This is a genomic window from Sphingobium sp. CR28 (genome assembly GCF_052327305.1).
Lineage (GTDB): Bacteria > Pseudomonadota > Alphaproteobacteria > Sphingomonadales > Sphingomonadaceae > Sphingobium.
Genome location: NZ_CP182486.1, coordinates 2613550 through 2630745 on the forward strand (window position 1 = coordinate 2613550; position 17196 = coordinate 2630745).

Genomic DNA, 17196 nt, shown 5'->3' on the forward strand with positions numbered 1-17196 from the left:
CTATGCGCGGCTGCTGTCGCTGAGTGAGCGAATTGGGGCCTTTCGAGGAGTCGAGATTGTTCAAGGGTTTGAAGCCGATCGTCTATGGCGGTCGCGAGGTGTGGCCGATCATTGAAGGCGGCAAGGGTGTCGCTGTCTCGAATCACATGAGCTCCGGAGCCTGGGCCGCAGCAGGCGGCATCGGCACTGTGTCGGCCGTGAATGCCGACAGCTATGACATTGACGGCAACCTCATTCCTCAGATCTACCATGGCCGCACCCGTCCGCTGCGCCATGAGGAACTGGTCGCTTACGCTATCGAGGGCGCGGTGCAGCAGGTACGTCGCGCATTCGAAGTCGCTGGCGGCAAGGGCGCGATCAACATCAACGTACTCTGGGAAATGGGCGGCGCACAGCGTGTGCTTCAGGGCGTTCTCGAACGCACCAAGGGCATGGTCGCGGGCGTCACTTGCGGAGCCGGCATGCCCTATAAGCTCTCTGAGATCGCGGCGCAGCACAATGTGAGCTATCTGCCGATCGTGAGCTCCGGGCGCGCCTTCCGCGCGCTCTGGAAGCGCGCTTACTCCAAGGCGGCAGAGTGGCTGGCGGCGGTCGTTTACGAAGATCCCTGGTTGGCGGGAGGACACAACGGCCTTTCCAACGCCGAAGACCCGACCAAGCCGGAAGACCCCTATCCCCGCGTGAAGGCCCTGCGCGAAACCATGCGCGAAGGCGGCATTTCCGATGAGGTGCCCATCGTCATGGCGGGCGGCGTCTGGTATCTGCGCGACTGGGACCACTGGATCGACAATCCCGAGCTTGGCGCGATCGCCTTCCAGTTCGGAACCCGCCCGTTGCTCACGCAGGAAAGCCCCATTCCCCAGGCGTGGAAGGACAAGCTCATGACGCTTGAGGAGGGCGACATCCTTCTGCATCGTTTTTCCCCGACAGGCTTCTATTCCTCCGCGATCCGCAATCCGTTCCTGCGCAGCCTCGAAGCGCGCTCGGAGCGGCAGATCGCCTTTTCCATGGAAGAAGCGGGCGATCATACCCATCAGCTCGATGTCGGCGTCAAAGGCCGGGCTTATTGGGTGACGCGCAACGATCTGCTGCGCGCGCGCGAATGGGTGATGCAGGGCTATACCAATGCGCTCAAGACCCCGGACAACACGCTGGTCTTCGTGGGCGACGAAGAACGCGCTGAGATCCGCAAGGATCAGGCGGATTGCATGGGTTGCCTCTCGCACTGCGGCTTTTCGGCCTGGAAGGACCATGACGACTTTTCGACGGGTCGCTTGGCCGATCCGCGTAGCTTTTGCATCCAGAAGAGCCTTCAGGAAGCCGTCCATGGCGGCGATATCGACAAGAACTTGCTGTTCGCGGGCCATGGCGCTTATCGCTTCAAGCAGGACCCGTTCTACTCGAACGGCTTCGTGCCGACCGTGAAGCAGCTTGTCGACCGAATCCTGACCGGAGACTAATGGCGATGATGCGTGCCCCCGATCTGCCCGGTCTCGCCGTGCTGCGCTATCGCGACGCGGATTATGAAGTGCTTCGTCCCGGTCGCTTCGTGCTTTGCGCGGTGAGTGGTACGGAAATTCCGTTAGGTGAGCTCACTTACTGGAGCGCCGACCGGCAGGAAGCCTATCGCAGCGCCACTGAAGCGACCAAGGCGCTGCTGGGCTAGTCGCTTACGCTGACTAGGTCAGAGCCAGCCCTCAAGGATCTGGTCGGGTGGGCGGTCGCCGCCCATCCATAGGCGGATATTGGCGATGACCCGTTCGCCCGTGGCGAGCCGCCCTTCGTGCGTCGCGGACCCCATATGCGGCAGGAGCACGACGTTCGACAGCGCGAGAAGCCGGGGATCGACGGCGGGTTCATGCGCATAGACGTCTAGCCCCGCACCAGCGATGCGGCCGTGCTCCAGAGCCGCGATAAGCGCCTTTTCGTCCGCGATTTCGGCGCGTGACGTGTTGATGAAATAGGCGCTCGGTTTCATCAGGGCGATCCGCCGGGCGTCGATCATGCCGTGGGTTTGTTCGGTAAGCGGGCAATGCACCGAGAGGATGTCGCCCTCAGCCAGAAGGCTGTCCAGATCGCCGCACCACGTGGCGCCGACCGCCTCTTCCACGTGGGCAGGCAGGCGTTGGCGGTTGTGATAGGCGATTTCCAGCCCGAAGGCGCGGGCGCGCGCCGCGACGGCCCGCCCGATGCGCCCCATGCCAATGATCGCGAGGCGCTTGCCGCCGATCCGGTGGCCAAGCATGGCGGATGGGTTCCACCCGCCCCATGCACCGGCACGGACCAGCTTCTCGCCTTCGGCCAGCCTGCGCGGCACGGAGAGGATGAGCGCCATCGTCATGTCGGCCGTGTCCTCGGTGAGCACGCTTGGCGTGTTCGTGACCATGATGCCGCGTGCCCGGGCCGCTGGAAGCGCGATGTGATCGACCCCGGCTCCGAAATTCGCGATGAGTTGCAAGCGCTCTCCCGCCTGGCCAAGCATCTCCGCGTCCAGAACGTCCGTGATTGTGGGCACCAGCACATCGCAGGCGTCCAGCGCGCGCATGAGATCCGCGCGGCCCATCGGCGTGTCCGTGAGATTGAACTGGGTGTCGAAGAGAGCGGCCATGCGCTGCTCCACCGCCTGCGGAAGGCGCCGCGTCACGATGACGCGCGGGTTGGCGGGCCGAGGAGGACGGGGCATGAGCGCCGCTTCCGCGATGACGGGCCAAACGTCAAGGCGAATGTCCCGGAGTGTGGCGCCAAGGTCGCTTGATGACAAGCCGGTGCCATGGCAATGCTGGAAGGATGATCCACCAGGCTTTATCCCGCGCCTCGTCCAGCCGATCCGGCTTGCGTCTGGCCTTTGTCGCCGGCTGCCTGCTTTTCTCGACCGTCGCGTCCGCCCAGAATACGAGGGCAGTGCCCTATTGGGTGGCGCTCAAGAGCGACGAGGCGAAGCTGCGGGTAGGGCCGAGCCAGGATTTTCCGGCCAAATGGCTTTATCGCCTGCCGGGTCTTCCGCTGCGCGTGGTGCAGGTGGACGCCAAATATCCGCAATGGCGCAAGATCGAGGATCCGGACGGCGTGCAGGGCTGGATGCATGTGGCCATGCTCCGCGAAGTTGCGGCCGCGATCGTGCGGGGCGGCACTGCCGAACTGCGGCAAGGCCCCTCCGATGGCTCGAAGCTGCTCTATCATGTGCAGGAGGGCGCTGTCGGGCGCGTGAATAGCTGTGCGAGCGGCTGGTGTGCGGTCGAGTTCAGGGGGCAGCGCGGTTATATCGCGGCGCGCAGCCTTTGGGGCGCAACCGACCGCTAACGGAAGCAAATCCGCTACGGCGAAGCCTGTTTTCCTTGCCTTCCTTCAATGCGGATGGAAAGAGTTGGTACGGTCTTTCAGGCAAGGGGGTTGCCGGAGTTTGCTCGAATCGCGCAATTATGTGCCGTCGGCCGTGCTCGCGCCGTTTGTGCGGCGGCATTACATCTTCCGCGCCGACCTGCCAGCCGAGTTTGAACTGGTCGACCACATCCTCCCAGAGACCGCGTTTATTCGCCTGCTGATTGCTGGCGACTGGGCCGCGAAAATGCCGGACGGCACATGGGCGCAGTTTGGGCCGTGTCCCCTCGTAGGATCATGCAGCCAGCCACTGTGCGTTCGCGTGAGGGGCGGTTTTATCGTGGTCGGCGTCTCGCTGCGTCCGGGAGGGTGGCCCAGCCTTTTCCGCCAGCCTGCTTCCGTTGTTTCTGACCGGGTCGTTGCGACAGACGATCTGTGGGATGGAGACGCTGAGCGTCTGCATCGGGCCGTTGCGGACGCTGGAAACGACGATCTCGCCATGATTGCTGTTGTCGAAGCGGCGCTCCTTGCTCGTATCGCGGCACTTGGCAATATTTCGCCCTCCGAGCCTATGCTGGCCTTTGAGGAGATCGCGCAGCAGGACTGCACGGTCCGCGTCACCGACGCGGCGGATCGGCTCGAGCTTTCCGTGCGGCAGCTGGAGCGGCACTGCCACGCCACCTTCGGCCACGCGCCGAAGATGGTGCTGCGCCGCGCCAGATTTCTCGACATGGCACAGGCATTGCGTGGCTTCGGTTCCCCAAGTCAGGAGCATCTGGCGGCGCTCGGCTATATCGATCAGAGCCACCGCAACCGGGAGTTCCGCCATTTCTTCGGTATGACGGCGGGCAAGTTCGAGAAAGCCGTGACGCCGCTTTTCACGGCCGGCCTGAAGCTCAGATCCGAAGGTCTGTACTAGGAACTAGCGGGGCAGGGCAGCCGCCTCGCGTGCCAGCGCTTCCACGGCGGCGGGATCAAGCGGCCCCTTGGGGACGATCCAGCTCCCCCCAACGCAGCCGACAAAGGGCTGTGCGAGCCATTCCGGCGCGCTCGCCGCAGTGATGCCGCCCGTGGGACAAAAGCGCGCCATGCCGAAAGGCGCAGCAAGGGCCTTGAGCGCGGGCAGGCCGCCGCTGGTCGAGGCGGGGAAGAACTTGAAGCGATTGAGACCGAGGTCAAGCCCGCGCATGATGTCCGCAGCCGTGGCGATACCGGGCAGGAATGCCGTGCCCGAGGCGATCGCCGCCTTGCCGAGCGGCTCGGTGAGGCCGGGCGAGACGATGAACTGCGCGCCTGCGTCCAGCGCCGCATCGAGCATTCGTGGATCGAGCACTGTGCCCGCGCCGACAACGGCGCCGGGCACCTGCGCCATCTCCCGCATCACGTCGAGCGCTGCGGGGGTGCGCATCGTCACCTCAAGGGCCGGGAGGCCGCCCGCAACCAGCGCCTGCGCAAGCGGCACGGCATCGGCCACATTTTCCACCACCAGAACCGGGATCACCGGCGCAAGCGCCATCACATCATCGACCGTTATCATCTGTCCCTTCTTTCGCGCCAGGCCGCCGCTGCACCGAACAGGCCGATTTCGGAATGTTTCGCCAGACGGACCGGAATCGTCCGCATTAGCGACTCGTAGCGCCCCTTCGCCGTAAAGCGCGCGTGAAAACCACTTTCATTCACCAGAAAGTCGCGCATGCGCTGTGTGAGGCCTCCGGCAAGGACGACGTGATGCGGGCCATGAGTGAGCGCTAGATCACCAGCCGCCGCGCCATAAGAGAGGCAGAACCGCTCCAGCGCGGCGCGAGTGGAAGGATTTTCGCCGGAAAGCGCCGAGGCCCAGAGATCGGCATCGTCCATCAGCTCGATCCGCTCATGCGTGATTGCCGCCAGCGTCTTGTATATCGCGTTCAGGCCAGGGCCGGAGACGATCCGCTCGGTCGAGACGCGGCGATGCTCTGCGCGCAGCCGGTCGAGCATCTGCTCTTCCAGCATGTCGAGCGGCGCGAAATCGGTATGGCTACCCTCAGTGGCGATGACGAGAGGACGGCCCTCGTCAAACGCGATGATCGCGACACCCAGCCCGGTGCCCGGCCCCAAAACAGTGACCGCGCCATCGCGCGGAAAAGGCTCATCCGGGCCGAAAAGTAGCTCCAGGCTGTCCATCGGCAGGCGAGCGACGGCGTGGGCGACCGCCTCGAAGTCATTGACCAGCCGGACATGAGCAACGCCGAGATCCTGAGCGAGCTGGGCGGGGCGGATGACCCAGCTCGAATTGGTGAGCTTGATGGTTTCCTGCGCGATCGGCGCGGCAAAGGCGATCGACACCTTGTCGGGCACGGCTGTGCCTTCCTCCGCCGAAAATGTGCGCCAACAGGCGGCAAGGCTCGGAAAGTCCGCAACCTTGTACTTCCGCACCGTGCCAAGCGTTGGCACGCCGGCGTCGTCAATTGTCGCCCGGGCAAAACGGGCATTGGTTCCGCCGATGTCGGCGGCGATAAGTTCAGTCAAATCTCGCGCTCCATCACGGCGAGCAGGGAGGAGGCGCCCAGCTCTGCCATGTCGCTTTCCTGCCGGAACAGCGCGAAAAGCTCGCGCCCTGTGTCATAGGGAGGGGGAGGCGCCTCCGCAGGCGCGCGCGCGTCCCACTCGGCCGGATCGACAAGAGCGTCCAGCGTGCCGGTCACGGCGCACACCCGCACCACATCGCCGTCGCGGAGCTTCCCGATCGGGCCGCCACCCAGCGCTTCGGGGGAAAGGTGGATAGCCGCGGGCACCTTGCCGCTCGCGCCGGACATGCGACCGTCCGTGAGCAGCGCGACCTTATATCCCTTGTCCTGCAGAACGCCGAGCGGAGGCGTGAGCTTGTGCAGTTCCGGCATGCCGTTCGCGCGCGGTCCCTGAAAGCGGACAACCACCACGACGTCGCGGTCCAGCTCGCCGGACTTGAAGGCGTCCAGCACTTCGTTCTGGTCAGCAAACACCCGGACGGGGGCTTCGATCGTCCAGCAGGATGGATCGACCGCGCTGGTCTTCATCACGCAGCGCCCCAGATTGCCAGCGAGCAGCCGCAGTCCGCCATCGGCACTGAACGGATCCGCCGCGGTGCGCAGAATTGCTTCATTGCCGCTTTGGATCGGCGGCGCGTCCCAGGCAATCGCGTCGCCTTCCAGCTTGGGCGTGCGGCCATAATCTGTGAGGTCTTTTCGCGCGACCGTCAGAATGTCGCGGTGGCAGAGGCCATTGCGGAGCAGCTCCGATATCACCCACGCCATGCCGCCCGCATCGTGGAAGTTGTTCACATCGTCAGGCCCGTTGGGATAGACGCGGGCGAGCAGCGGCACGACGGCGGAAAGCTCCGCGAAATCGGTCCAGTCGATGTGGATGCCGGCCGCGCGGGCGATAGCGGGCAGGTGGATCGCATGATTGGTCGAGCCCCCCGTCGCCAGCAGGCCTACGATCGCATTGACGATCGCTTTCTCGTCCACGCAAAGGCCGAGAGGACGGTAGTCATTTCCATCCCAGCCGATCATCGTCACGCGCTGGGTCGCGGCGCGTGTGAGTTCGCTGCGCAATTTCGTGCCCGGATTGACAAATGCAGCGCCGGGCATGTGCAGGCCCATCATCTCCATCATCATCTGGTTGGAGTTAGCCGTGCCGTAAAAGGTGCAGGTGCCCGCGCCATGATAGCTGGCGGACTCGGCCTCCAGCAGTTCTGCCTTGCCAACCTTGCCCTGCGCATAGAGCTGGCGAACGCGCACCTTCTCCTTGTTCGCAAGGCCAGAGGGCATCGGCCCGGCGGGCACGAAGATTGTCGGCAGATGGCCAAACCGCAGTGCGCCCATTAGCATGCCGGGCACGATCTTGTCGCAGATGCCAAGCATCAGCGTGCCCTCAAACATGGCATGAGAAAGCGCGATGGCCGTGGAAAGGGCAATGGTGTCCCGTGAAAAGAGCGACAGGTCCATGCCGGACTGGCCCTGCGTCACGCCATCGCACATTGCCGGCACGCCGCCCGCCACTTGTGCGGTGGCGCCGACTTCCCGCGCTGCGATCTTGATCGCTTCCGGGTAGCGGCCATAGGGTTGGTGAGCCGAGAGCATGTCGTTGTACGAGGTGACGATGCCGATGTTGAAGGCATTGCCTGCCCGCAGGACGGGCTTGTCCTCTTCGCTCGCCGCGAAGGCGTGCGCGAGATTGCCGCAGGAGAGCTGGGCGCGGTTCGTGCCCGCATCCCGCCCGCGCTCGATAAGATCGAGATATTTGCGCCGGGATAAGGCGCTGCGCTTCGCGATCCGCTCGGTGACAGCTGCAACGGTGCCGTGAAGATCAGTCATACCAGCTTGCCCCGTCACGCTCGATGAGCGCGATGCCCGCCGATGGCCCCCAGGTGCCGGCGGCGTAATGCACGACCTGCTGGCCGGACTCCTTCCAGCTCTCCGTGATGGAATCGATCCATGTCCACTGCGCTTCCACTTCGTCGCGGCGGACGAAGAGGGTCGTGTCGCCTTCCAGCAGATCGAGCAGCAGGCGCTCATAGGCAATGCGGCGGCGCTCCCCTTCGAAGGCCGCGGCGAGGCTGACGTCGAGACCGACTTCCTGTAGCTTCACTCCGTCACGATCGAGGCCGGGGCGCTTGGCCATCAGGCACAGGCGGATATTCTCGTCCGGCTGCAGGCGGATAATGAGCGAGTTGGGTTCCAGCGCGCGCTGATAGCCGTCGCGGCCGAAGATGCTGTGCGTCACCGGTTTGAATTGGATGAGGATTTCCGACTGCCGGTTCGGCATGCACTTGCCAGTGCGCAGGTAGAAGGGCACGCCCGTCCAGCGCCAATTGTCGATATGCGCCTTCAAGGCCACGAACGTCTCGGTATCGGACGGGTTGCCCAGCTCCTCGGCATAGCCTTTGACGAGTTTTCCCTTCACCGCGCCGTCGCGATACTGGCCGCGCACGCTGTGCGTCCCGACGCTGTCGGGCGTCATCGGACGCAGCGAACGCAAGGCCTTCACCTTCTCGTCACGCACGGCGGTGGAATCCATGCGCGCCGGCGGCTCCATCGCAATGATGGAGAGGATCTGGAGGACGTGGTTTTGCACCATGTCCTTGAGCGCGCCTACCCCGTCATAATAAGAGACGCGGCCCTCCAGCCCGACCGTCTCCCCGACGGTGATCTGCACATGGTCGATCGCCTCGGAATTCCACAGCGGCTCGAACAGCCGGTTGCCGAAGCGCAGTGCCATGAGGTTCTGGACCGTCTCCTTGCCGAGATAATGGTCGACCCGGAAGATCTGGTGCTCGTTGAAAAGCGCACCGATGGCGTCGTTGACTTCGCGCGATGATGCGAGATCCTTGCCGATCGGCTTCTCCATCGCGATGCGTGTGTCCGCCGCGACGATGCCCGCCTGCGCCAGGCCCTCCGCCGTGGGCGCGAAAAGGGATGGGGGCGTGGAGAGATAAACGGCGACGGGGTCGCTGCCTTCCTTCTTCACACGCGCAGCAAGCGCCTTGAACTGAGCGGCATTTCCTGCCTCTACAGGCACATAGCCGACGATGTTCAGAAAGCTGCTTATGCGCTCATCATCCAGCATCTCGGGCTGGACGAACTGCCCAAGCGTCTCGCGGATCGTGGCGCGGAACGCATCGTCGTCCATCTCCGTGCGGCCGGAGGCGAGGATGCGGAACGGATCGGGCAGCAGCCCATCGGAGTAGAGATTGTAGAGGGAGGGAAACAGCATCCGGTGGGCAAGATCACCGGTGGCACCAAAAAGGATGAGCGTGGCAGATTTGTCGGGCAAGTCCGGCCCCTTCACATTCGTTGACGGATAATCGGGGAGCGTGGCCCCCGTCGGTCTGCACGCATACTGTTATAAGTCCCGTTGTTCGCTGCGCAACTCCCGCACGGGATTTGATGGGGTTTTTGTCTGAAAAGCGAGGGCTGTCATTCGATCGGCCAGTAGCGGGATCGACCCGGCGAAGGCTGCAGTTTCCACTGGACGCCCGGCGGCCTCATGTGGCATCGCGCCCGCTCTGGCTGCTCCGATAAGGGCAGGCCACCCAGCGCGGGCGTGGTGAAACTGGTAGACGCGCCGGACTCAAAATCCGGTTCCGAAAGGAGTGTCGGTTCGATTCCGACCGCCCGCACCAACCTTCTACAAATAAAGTGCTAGTTTCCGACGGCGGGCGCCTGCGGGCTCTGCGGCTGGAGAGCAGGCGGAGCAACCTGCACAACGGGGTTTACCCGTGCTTCCAGCAGGGCTGCTGCCTCGATCACGTCCAATGCCCGATGGGCTTCGTTATAGCGCCGGGCCTTTTGCAGCCATGCCTCGACACCGGCATCCCGACGCAACGCCTCGACCTCGGCGATAGCCAAATCGATCTGGCCGCTCTCCACGTCAAGCCGGGCACGGGAAAGCCGCGCTTCCGGCGTGGCGGGGGGTGAGCCTGCGCGGCGCACGACCACGAGACTGCCAACTTCCCGCATCACCGCTGTCCACCAGCCTTCGTCCGGATTGCCGCGCGAAACCGCAACGCCGATCTCGTCGAGACCGGCTCGCAGCATAGGGATGGTCACGGGCTGGACCGAGGCGTTCACGATGGTGGCCACGGCACGCGGCTGAGCCTGACCGAAAATGAGGCGCAACTGCCCTTCCACCCGATCAAGCGGCGCCCCCGTATCCAGAGCGCGACGAGCCGCAAAGGCGACCAGCATCGCCTCGGCGCGGCTGGCGTAGCCGGCGGCGGACTGCGCCGCGACCGCGATACGCGTCAGGCGTTGCTCAAGATCCAGTACCCTAGCGGTCTGCGCATCGATCGACGTGGGGGTGTAGGCAATCATCGGCCGGGCAGGCACGGCCATGGCATTCTGGGAATCGACGTTGGTCGCGAGGGGATCCACCGGACCCGCCGACGCATCGGAAGATGTCGACGAACTGGGCTGGTTCCGCCAGCGAGACAGGCCCCAGGCCATGGCAGCCAAACCGGCAATGAACGACAGCAGCACAAGGGCGATAATAAGCCGGCTGCTCGCACCCCGGCGCGGAAGCGCGGGCTCGGTCGTGAACTCATCCGTCATCGTCGGTTGTATGGTTATCGCCCTGCAGGATTATATTCTAGCGCTACCATCTTGGCATATTCGCGCGGCGAGAGCCAGCATTGCCTCATCGGAAGGTTCGCGTGCGCTATGGATGCTGTGCCAGCCTGACCCACATTCCCCGGCTGCAGCGTCGCTGATCGCGACAATGTCCACGCGGGCGCGGGTTTGCACCGGAGTAAGTCCAGCGAAACATGCGCCGGCGCGGGGCGAATGGATGAGCGCGCACAGGGCGCTATCCACCAGGGCGGCAAGCTGTGCAGCGGCCTCTTCCCGCGGAACCGTCCGGTACACGACCAGACGCTCGACCGCGAAACCTTCCGCATCATAAGGCCGCACCTCCGCACCGCAGATATGAAGCACAGAGCGATGGCCCGCTTCTTGAAGCAGCGGCAGTGTGCCGGCTATGTCTCCCGGGCCGACGATCGCGTCATCCCGGCCACTGGCTTGAGCGGTTGCCTTCCCGACGGCGTAGAAGGGAAGGTCGCGCGTGACGGCGAGGACATCCCCGCCATGCCTCGCTCCATTCGCGCTGGTGAGAAGAACGGCGTCGAACCTCGCCGGGTCCGGCAGAATATGGGCCACGGCTTCGACGGTGAAGAGTGGGCAGGCGATAGCCTCCAGCCCCATCGCCTCTGCGCGTCTTGCCGTCTCCTTCCCGCCCGGCTCGGGCCGCAGGACAAGGAGAGGAATCACGACGCCCCGACGAAGAGCGCGCGAAGCGCCGGGCTGGCACCCCGCAGCAGCGCCTCCGCGAGGGTGCGGGCTGCGCTTTCATCGTCCTCATCGGACCTGAAATCGCCCGACATCGTCTCGGTGCCGTCGGGACTCAAAATCTGCCCGCGCAGCCAGAGCTGGCCGGAGTCGAGGCGTGCGAGCGCTGCGATGGGGGAGCGGCACGTGCCGCCCAACCCGGCGAGAAAGGCCCGCTCGGCCATGACGCACCGGTTCGTATCGGCATGGTCGATGGCGGCGATCAGCGATCGTGCGACAGCATCATCGGTTCGACATTCGATGCCGACCGCTCCCTGAGCCGGCGCAGGCAACATGGTGTCGATGGGGATGGTGGCGCCGATCTCGCTCTGCCCCAGCCGGTCGAGCCCCGCCGCTGCCAGCAGGGTCGCATCCGCTTCCCCCGCCTCCAGCTTGGCAAGGCGCGTCGCCACGTTCCCGCGAAACAGCGTGACTGAAAGATCTGGCCGCAGCGCAAGCAACTGAGCCGAGCGACGTGGAGAACTGGTGCCGATGACCGCGCCGGGCCTGAGCGCATCGATCGACGGTGCGCCGATCAGTCGATCTTCAACCGCAGCGCGCTCAAGCATCCCGGCAATCGCGATCGCATCAGGGCGGATGGTCTCGACATCCTTCATCGAATGAACCGCGCAGTCGATCTCTCGCGTGAGAAGCGCGCGATCCAGCTCCTTGGTCCACAGCGCTTTGCCGCCGATCTCGGCCAAAGGCCGGTCCTGAATGCGGTCGCCACTGGTGACGACCACGCAGATCTCGAGCTGATTTTCGTCCCAGCCGTGCGCAGCGCGCAGAGCGTGAGCGACCATATGAGCCTGAGCCAGAGCGAGCGGCGAACCGCGTGAGCCGATGCGGAAGGGAGACTGTTTCATGCTTGCCGCTTGCCCTAGCGGGCGCGCGCACTAGAGAAAAGTGCAATGGCAATCATTCTTGGCCTCGAATCCAGTTGTGACGAGACAGCGGCAGCGCTCGTCACCAGTGACCGGCGCATTCTCTCGCACAAGCTGCTGGGGCAGGAAAAGGCGCACGCGCCCTATGGCGGCGTGGTGCCGGAGATCGCGGCGCGCGCGCATGTGGAAGCGCTGACTCCGCTGGTGGAAGCAGCGCTGGACGAAGCGGGCCTCACTCTGGCCGAGGTTGACGCGATTGCCGCGACGGCGGGGCCGGGGCTCATCGGGGGTGTCATCGTGGGGCTGGTGACAGGCAAGGCGCTGGCGATGGCGGCCGGCAAGCCGCTGGTCGCGGTCAACCATCTTGAGGGTCATGCGCTATCGCCACGACTCGCGGAGCCGGACCTCGCTTTTCCTTATCTTCTCCTGCTCGTCTCCGGCGGGCACTGCCAGCTGCTCGAAGTGCGCGGCGTGGGGGACTATCGCCGGCTGGCCACGACGATCGACGATGCGGCCGGGGAAGCCTTCGACAAGACGGCCAAGCTTCTGCGTCTGGGCATTCCGGGCGGCCCTGCTGTGGAAAGGTTGGCGGCGCAGGGCGATCCGCGCGCCGTGCCGCTGCCCAGGCCGCTGGTGGGATCGAGCGATCCGCATTTTTCCTTCGCTGGCCTCAAGAGCGCAGTGATGCGCGCTGTAGACACCGGGCTTCACCAGCCGGCGGACATTGCGGCGAGCTTCCAGCAGGCGGTCGTGGATTGCATCATTGATCGCACACGGCGGGCGCTGGGCAGGGCGGATGCTCCCACGGCGCTCGTCGTGGCCGGGGGCGTCGCAGCCAACGGCGCAGTGCGAGCGGCGTTAGCTGCGCTGGCGGCCGAACAGGGCCTGCCGTTCGTCGCCCCACCGCTCTGGCTCTGCACGGACAATGCAGCAATGATCGGATGGGCAGGTTCGGAACGTTTCGTAGCGGGGCTGACGGATGACCTCGCGGTTCCCGCGCGCCCCCGCTGGCCGCTCGATCCTTCGGCGGAAGCCGTGCGTGGCGCAGGAGTGAAGGCATGAGCGGGAAGATCCGGATCGGCGTGATTGGCGCGGGCGCCTGGGGCACTGCGCTTGCCCAATGCGCCGCCGCGGATGGCGACGAAGTGACGCTCTGGGCGCATGAGGCCGATGTGGCCGAAGCCGTCAATGCAAGGCGTGAGAATAAGATCTATCTTCCCGGAGTGCCGCTGTCCCGGTCCATCATTGCGACGACCGAAGTGAGTGCTCTGGCGGACGTGAACGCGTTGCTCGTGGTCGTGCCGGCTCAGCATCTGCGCGGGGTGCTTTCGCGCATTCATGTCGGTGATAGACCGCTGGTGCTCTGTGCCAAGGGGATCGAGGCAGGCACGGGGTTGTTGATGTCCCAAGTTGCGGCGGCCGTGCATCCCGGCGCGCCCATCGCCGTACTGTCCGGGCCGACCTTCGCGCATGAAGTGGCACGCGGGCTGCCCACGGCGGTGACGCTGGCTTGCGAAAGCACGCCCGTCGCGCGGGCGATTGCGGCGCGAATCGCGCGCCCGGCTTTCCGCCCCTATCTTTCCGACGATGTGATCGGCGCCGAGATTGGCGGCGCAGTAAAGAACGTGCTCGCCATCGCGTGCGGTGTCGTTGACGGTGCCGGGCTGGGCCAAAATGCCCGCGCGGCTCTGATCGCGCGGGGTTTCGCCGAAATGAGCCGCTTCGGCACGGCGCTGGGCGCGCGGGGCGAAACGCTGGCGGGCTTGTCCGGCCTTGGGGATCTTGTGCTCACTTGCTCTTCTACGGCCTCGCGCAATTTTTCGTTAGGCAAGGGGCTGGGCGAGGGAAGAAGCGCGCAAAGCCTGCTCTCCGATCGGCGGAGCGTGGCGGAGGGGGCTTTTACCGCGCCCGTGCTTCGTGATGTGGCGCGGCGGGCACGCGTGGAAATGCCGGTGGTCGAGGCGGTATGCGGGCTTCTTGACGGGTCTCGATCGATCGACGAGACAATCGCCGGTCTCCTTTCGCGTCCGCTGCGCAGTGAATGACGCCGCCAAAATGACCAGCGATGCGGCCATGCCAGAGAGGCGGGAGCAGGACGATATCGCGGCGCTCGCGAAGGGCGGGCGCACGAATGTCATGGGATTCGTCCTCCGCCTCGTGGCGCGCCTCCCTTTTCTGCTCGTCGCTGGGCGACTCTACGGGGCTGCGACGCTTGGCCGCTTCGCCTATGCAATCCTGATTATCGAGTTCGCTGCTCAACTGGCGACAATCGGCCTCAAGCGCGGTCTTGCCGAACAGCTCTCGCACGCGGAACAGCAGGACGGACGGCCGGCAGCGCATGTCGTCGCCGATGCGATCCTGCTGACGGTCATCGGATCGCTGATCGTGGCGGCGCCTCTCATCCTCTTCCCGCAAGCGATGTTCCCCAACAGCGGGATCCACGGGCTCGATCGCCTGCTTCCCCTCGCGATTCTCGGCAGTGCTGTGGCGGATGTTGCGCTTGCTGCGTGCGCCTACCGCTTCAACGTCGCTGCCACAGTGCGGGCACGGGCGGTCATCGAGCCGTGGACGATCAGCATCGCGGCGTTCGCGTTCTATTTCTATTCCGCGCGGGACGGCCTGATCCTTTCCTATGTGGTGTCGATCATCGCGGCCTTTTTCGCGGCGCTCTGGCCGGCTTTCCGCCTTTACGGGCTGCCGACCGGCTGGCGACCTCATCCATCGAGATTATGGCACATGACGCGGCGCAACCTGCCGCTGGCAGCGGCGGATGCCATTGAGCTCGGCACGCGCCGACTGGATGTGCTCATCCTCGGTCTGTTCACCGCCCCCTATGTTGTGGGGATTTATTATGTCGCGCAGCAATTCGCGTCTTTGCCGCAAAAGCTCAAGACCAGCTTCGAGCCGGTGCTGGGTCCAGTCATCACCCGCAATATCGCGGAAGGCAATCTGGTCGGCATTGCCGGCCAGGTCTGCCAGGTCGGCTTCTGGATCGTATCCGCTCAGCTTCTCATCGCTTTGGTGCTGGGTATGCCGGGGGAAGCGGTGATGGGCATCGTTGGGCCGAATTTCGTCGGCGGGACAGCCGCGCTCGTCTTCCTGCTGGCGGCCGAAGTGCTTGCCGCGCCCGCCGTGGTGAGCGAGGCAGCGCTCGTCTATCTTGCGCGGCTGCGCAATCTCTACATCTCGATTGGCATGATCGCGCTTCAGGCAGTGCTTACCGTTGCGCTTATCCTTCTGGGCCGGCGGTTCGGTTTGCCGCCGCTCTGGATCGCCGCGATGCCGGCGCTCGCGCTCGCTCTCGCGCTTCTAGCCGGGGCTCTTGCCAAATCTGTTTTGCTCGGACGGATTGTTGGCGTGACTATTCGAGTCTGGCGACCGATCCTGATTTTGGCGGGACTTGCCACTGGAATGGTGGGAGGCGCTTTCGCGGCATTGCCTCGCCGTTTCGAATGGACCGAGCTAGTCTTTGGTATTCCGCTGATGATCGGGATCTACGGCGTCATCATGTGGCGATGGGGCTTCCGTGAGGAGGACCGCGCGTTGTTCAGCCGCAGCGCAAAAGCCGATGCCCGCGCTGCCAGCGTATCATCAGCGGCGCCGTGACAGCGTCCCGCCGAAACGACGTGACCCTTTATAAGGCAACCGCTAATCTGCGGCGCAATTTCGTTCTTGCATTCACCGCGCGAAGCGGCACTATGTTGCAATGCACAAGAGCAAGACGACCTGAAAGGCGCCGATGACTTTCTTCGAGATGCTGGATGAGAACGGCTCCGTGAGGGAGTGCTATGCTCAGGTTCAGCAATGGGTGGAAGAGACCGGAATAGGCGGGCTCAACCGCCGGCTCGAAGAAGCGGAGGCGATATTCAGAAGGATCGGCATTACCTTCGCCGTTTATGGCGAGGGGGGCGATCCCGAGCGGCTCATTCCCTTCGATCTGTTGCCGCGCATCTTCACCGCGCTGGAATGGCAACGGCTCGATGCGGGTATCCGGCAGCGCGCACGGGCCCTCAACGCCTTCATTCATGACGTCTATCATCGTGGCGAGATCATCCGGGCAGGAATCGTTCCGGCGAACATCGTCTACAATAATAGTGCCTATCGCCCGGAAATGGCTGGGTTCACGCCGCCCGGCAGGGTCTACAGCCATATCGTGGGCATCGACATCGTGCGGACGGGGCCAGGTAATTTCCAGGTTCTGGAGGATAATTGCCGCACCCCATCTGGCGTTTCCTACATGCTGGAAAACCGCGAGATCATGGCGCGGATGTTTCCCGGCCTGTTCGCTCAGGGCCTTGTCCAGCCAGTAGATCAATATCCGGATCTGCTTCTGAAGAGTCTCAAGGAAGTGGCGCCGCCCGGATGTACTGACGATCCCACGGTCGTGGTGCTGACTCCCGGCTCGCTCAACAGCGCTTATTATGAGCACAGCTTCCTTGCGGACCTGATGGGCGTCGAACTGGTCGAGCCGGCGGATCTCTTCGTCGACGAGGGCTTCGTCTTCATGAAGACGACGCAGGGGCCAAAGCGAGTCGACGTCATCTATCGTCGTATCGACGACGACTATCTCGATCCGCTCGCCTTCCGCCCCGACAGCCTGCTGGGTGTGCCGGGCATCTTCAACGCTTATCGCGGTGGCGGCGTGACATTATGTTCGGCACCCGGCGCGGGTATTGCCGATGACAAGGCGATCTATGTCTACGTGCCGGACATGATCCGCTTCTATCTCGGCGAGACGGCGATCCTGGAGAATATCCAGACCTGGCAATGCTCCCGTCCGGATGAATGCGCTTATGTGCTCGAACATCTGCACGAATTGGTCGCAAAGGAGGTCCACGGATCGGGCGGTTACGGGATGCTCATTGGCCCCAAATCGACCAAGGAGGAAATCGCCAATTATGCCGATCGCATAAAGGCAAGTCCGGGTGAGTTCATTGCCCAGCCGACGCTCGACCTTTCCACGTCGCCGACGCTTGGCCCGGCGAGCATTGTAGGGCGCCACGTCGATTTCCGGCCCTATTGCCTCGTCGGCAAGGAAGTGCGGCTGGTCCCCGGCGGGCTAACCCGCGTGGCGCTGACCGAAGGGTCGCTGGTCGTGAACTCCAGCCAGGGTGGCGGGGTGAAAGACACCTGGGTGCTGCGGGCATGAGCGG

The 17196-nt window shown here is 64.3% G+C and carries 16 protein-coding genes and 1 tRNA gene; 9 read left to right on the top strand and 8 right to left on the bottom strand.

Annotated elements, in window-relative coordinates; translation table 11 throughout:
• Positions 1–56 precede the first annotated feature (56 nt).
• Together ACNAOH_RS12600 and ACNAOH_RS12605 are read left to right on the top strand one after the other, a co-directional pair.
• The gene (locus ACNAOH_RS12600) at positions 57–1460 is read left to right on the top strand and encodes an NAD(P)H-dependent flavin oxidoreductase (protein ID WP_443970507.1); all 1404 of its coding nucleotides are present in this window, start codon (positions 57–59) and stop codon (positions 1458–1460) included.
• Positions 1460–1666 carry a DUF2093 domain-containing protein gene (locus tag ACNAOH_RS12605; protein ID WP_443970508.1) on the top strand — a complete coding sequence of 69 codons (207 nt, stop codon included), beginning with the start codon at positions 1460–1462 and terminating at the stop codon, positions 1664–1666. The genes ACNAOH_RS12600 and ACNAOH_RS12605 overlap by 1 nt, the downstream gene beginning before the upstream one ends.
• A gap of 18 nt (positions 1667–1684) precedes the next feature.
• On the opposite strand, the gene ACNAOH_RS12610 is transcribed toward ACNAOH_RS12605, so the two are convergent.
• Positions 1685–2683, bottom strand: coding sequence for a 2-hydroxyacid dehydrogenase (locus ACNAOH_RS12610; protein WP_443970509.1), 999 nt, complete (start codon positions 2681–2683; stop codon positions 1685–1687).
• 104 nt (positions 2684–2787) lie between these two features.
• On the opposite strand from ACNAOH_RS12610, the gene ACNAOH_RS12615 reads away from it, so the two are divergent.
• Both ACNAOH_RS12615 and ACNAOH_RS12620 read left to right on the top strand, forming a co-directional pair.
• Positions 2788–3300 (top strand): SH3 domain-containing protein, encoded by a 513-nt coding sequence (locus tag ACNAOH_RS12615; RefSeq protein WP_443970510.1) that lies wholly within the window; start codon positions 2788–2790, stop codon positions 3298–3300.
• A gap of 100 nt (positions 3301–3400) precedes the next feature.
• Positions 3401–4237 carry a helix-turn-helix domain-containing protein gene (locus ACNAOH_RS12620; protein WP_443970511.1) on the top strand — a complete coding sequence of 279 codons (837 nt, stop codon included), beginning with the start codon at positions 3401–3403 and terminating at the stop codon, positions 4235–4237.
• Positions 4238–4240: 3 nt separating this feature from the next.
• Here the strand turns inward: ACNAOH_RS12620 and eda are convergent, their stop codons facing one another.
• From eda to zwf, 4 genes are read right to left on the bottom strand one after another with little or no spacing between them, the layout of a single operon-like run.
• Complete coding sequence (gene eda / locus ACNAOH_RS12625) at positions 4241–4855, bottom strand: bifunctional 4-hydroxy-2-oxoglutarate aldolase/2-dehydro-3-deoxy-phosphogluconate aldolase (RefSeq protein WP_443970512.1); 615 nt, start codon at positions 4853–4855, stop codon at positions 4241–4243.
• Positions 4852–5826, bottom strand: a complete 975-nt coding sequence (gene glk / locus ACNAOH_RS12630; protein WP_443970513.1) for a glucokinase — start codon at positions 5824–5826, stop codon at positions 4852–4854. The genes eda and glk overlap by 4 nt, the downstream gene beginning before the upstream one ends.
• Positions 5823–7652 carry a phosphogluconate dehydratase gene (edd, locus tag ACNAOH_RS12635; protein ID WP_443970514.1) on the bottom strand — a complete coding sequence of 610 codons (1830 nt, stop codon included), beginning with the start codon at positions 7650–7652 and terminating at the stop codon, positions 5823–5825. Before edd ends, glk begins: the two co-directional genes overlap by 4 nt.
• Positions 7645–9111, bottom strand: a complete 1467-nt coding sequence (gene zwf / locus ACNAOH_RS12640) for a glucose-6-phosphate dehydrogenase (protein ID WP_443970515.1) — start codon at positions 9109–9111, stop codon at positions 7645–7647. The genes edd and zwf overlap by 8 nt, the downstream gene beginning before the upstream one ends.
• 264 nt (positions 9112–9375) lie before the next feature.
• On the opposite strand from zwf, the gene ACNAOH_RS12645 reads away from it, so the two are divergent.
• A tRNA-Leu gene (locus tag ACNAOH_RS12645) sits at positions 9376–9460 on the top strand.
• Positions 9461–9479: 19 nt separating this feature from the next.
• Here ACNAOH_RS12645 and ACNAOH_RS12650 read toward each other — a convergent pair.
• From ACNAOH_RS12650 to hemC, 3 genes are read right to left on the bottom strand one after another with little or no spacing between them, the layout of a single operon-like run.
• Positions 9480–10388: a hypothetical protein gene (locus ACNAOH_RS12650; protein WP_443970516.1), complete on the bottom strand. Its 909-nt coding sequence runs from the start codon at positions 10386–10388 to the stop codon at positions 9480–9482.
• Between the two features lie 30 nt (positions 10389–10418).
• On the bottom strand, positions 10419–11102 hold the full coding sequence (locus ACNAOH_RS12655) for a uroporphyrinogen-III synthase (RefSeq protein ID WP_443970517.1): 684 nt from the start codon (positions 11100–11102) through the stop codon (positions 10419–10421).
• Positions 11099–12025: a hydroxymethylbilane synthase gene (gene hemC, locus ACNAOH_RS12660; RefSeq protein WP_443970518.1), complete on the bottom strand. Its 927-nt coding sequence runs from the start codon at positions 12023–12025 to the stop codon at positions 11099–11101. The genes ACNAOH_RS12655 and hemC overlap by 4 nt, the downstream gene beginning before the upstream one ends.
• Before the next feature lie 45 nt (positions 12026–12070).
• Between hemC and tsaD the strand changes: the two genes are divergently transcribed.
• From tsaD to ACNAOH_RS12680, 4 genes are all read left to right on the top strand, one after another.
• Complete coding sequence (gene tsaD, locus ACNAOH_RS12665) at positions 12071–13105, top strand: tRNA (adenosine(37)-N6)-threonylcarbamoyltransferase complex transferase subunit TsaD (protein ID WP_443970519.1); 1035 nt, start codon at positions 12071–12073, stop codon at positions 13103–13105.
• 8 nt (positions 13106–13113) lie between these two features.
• Positions 13114–14088, top strand: a complete 975-nt coding sequence (locus ACNAOH_RS12670; RefSeq protein WP_443972139.1) for an NAD(P)H-dependent glycerol-3-phosphate dehydrogenase — start codon at positions 13114–13116, stop codon at positions 14086–14088.
• Positions 14089–14098: 10 nt separating this feature from the next.
• On the top strand, positions 14099–15649 hold the full coding sequence (locus ACNAOH_RS12675) for a lipopolysaccharide biosynthesis protein (protein ID WP_443970520.1): 1551 nt from the start codon (positions 14099–14101) through the stop codon (positions 15647–15649).
• Between the two features lie 133 nt (positions 15650–15782).
• Positions 15783–17192 carry a circularly permuted type 2 ATP-grasp protein gene (locus tag ACNAOH_RS12680; protein ID WP_443970521.1) on the top strand — a complete coding sequence of 470 codons (1410 nt, stop codon included), beginning with the start codon at positions 15783–15785 and terminating at the stop codon, positions 17190–17192.
• Positions 17193–17196: the final 4 nt, after the last annotated feature.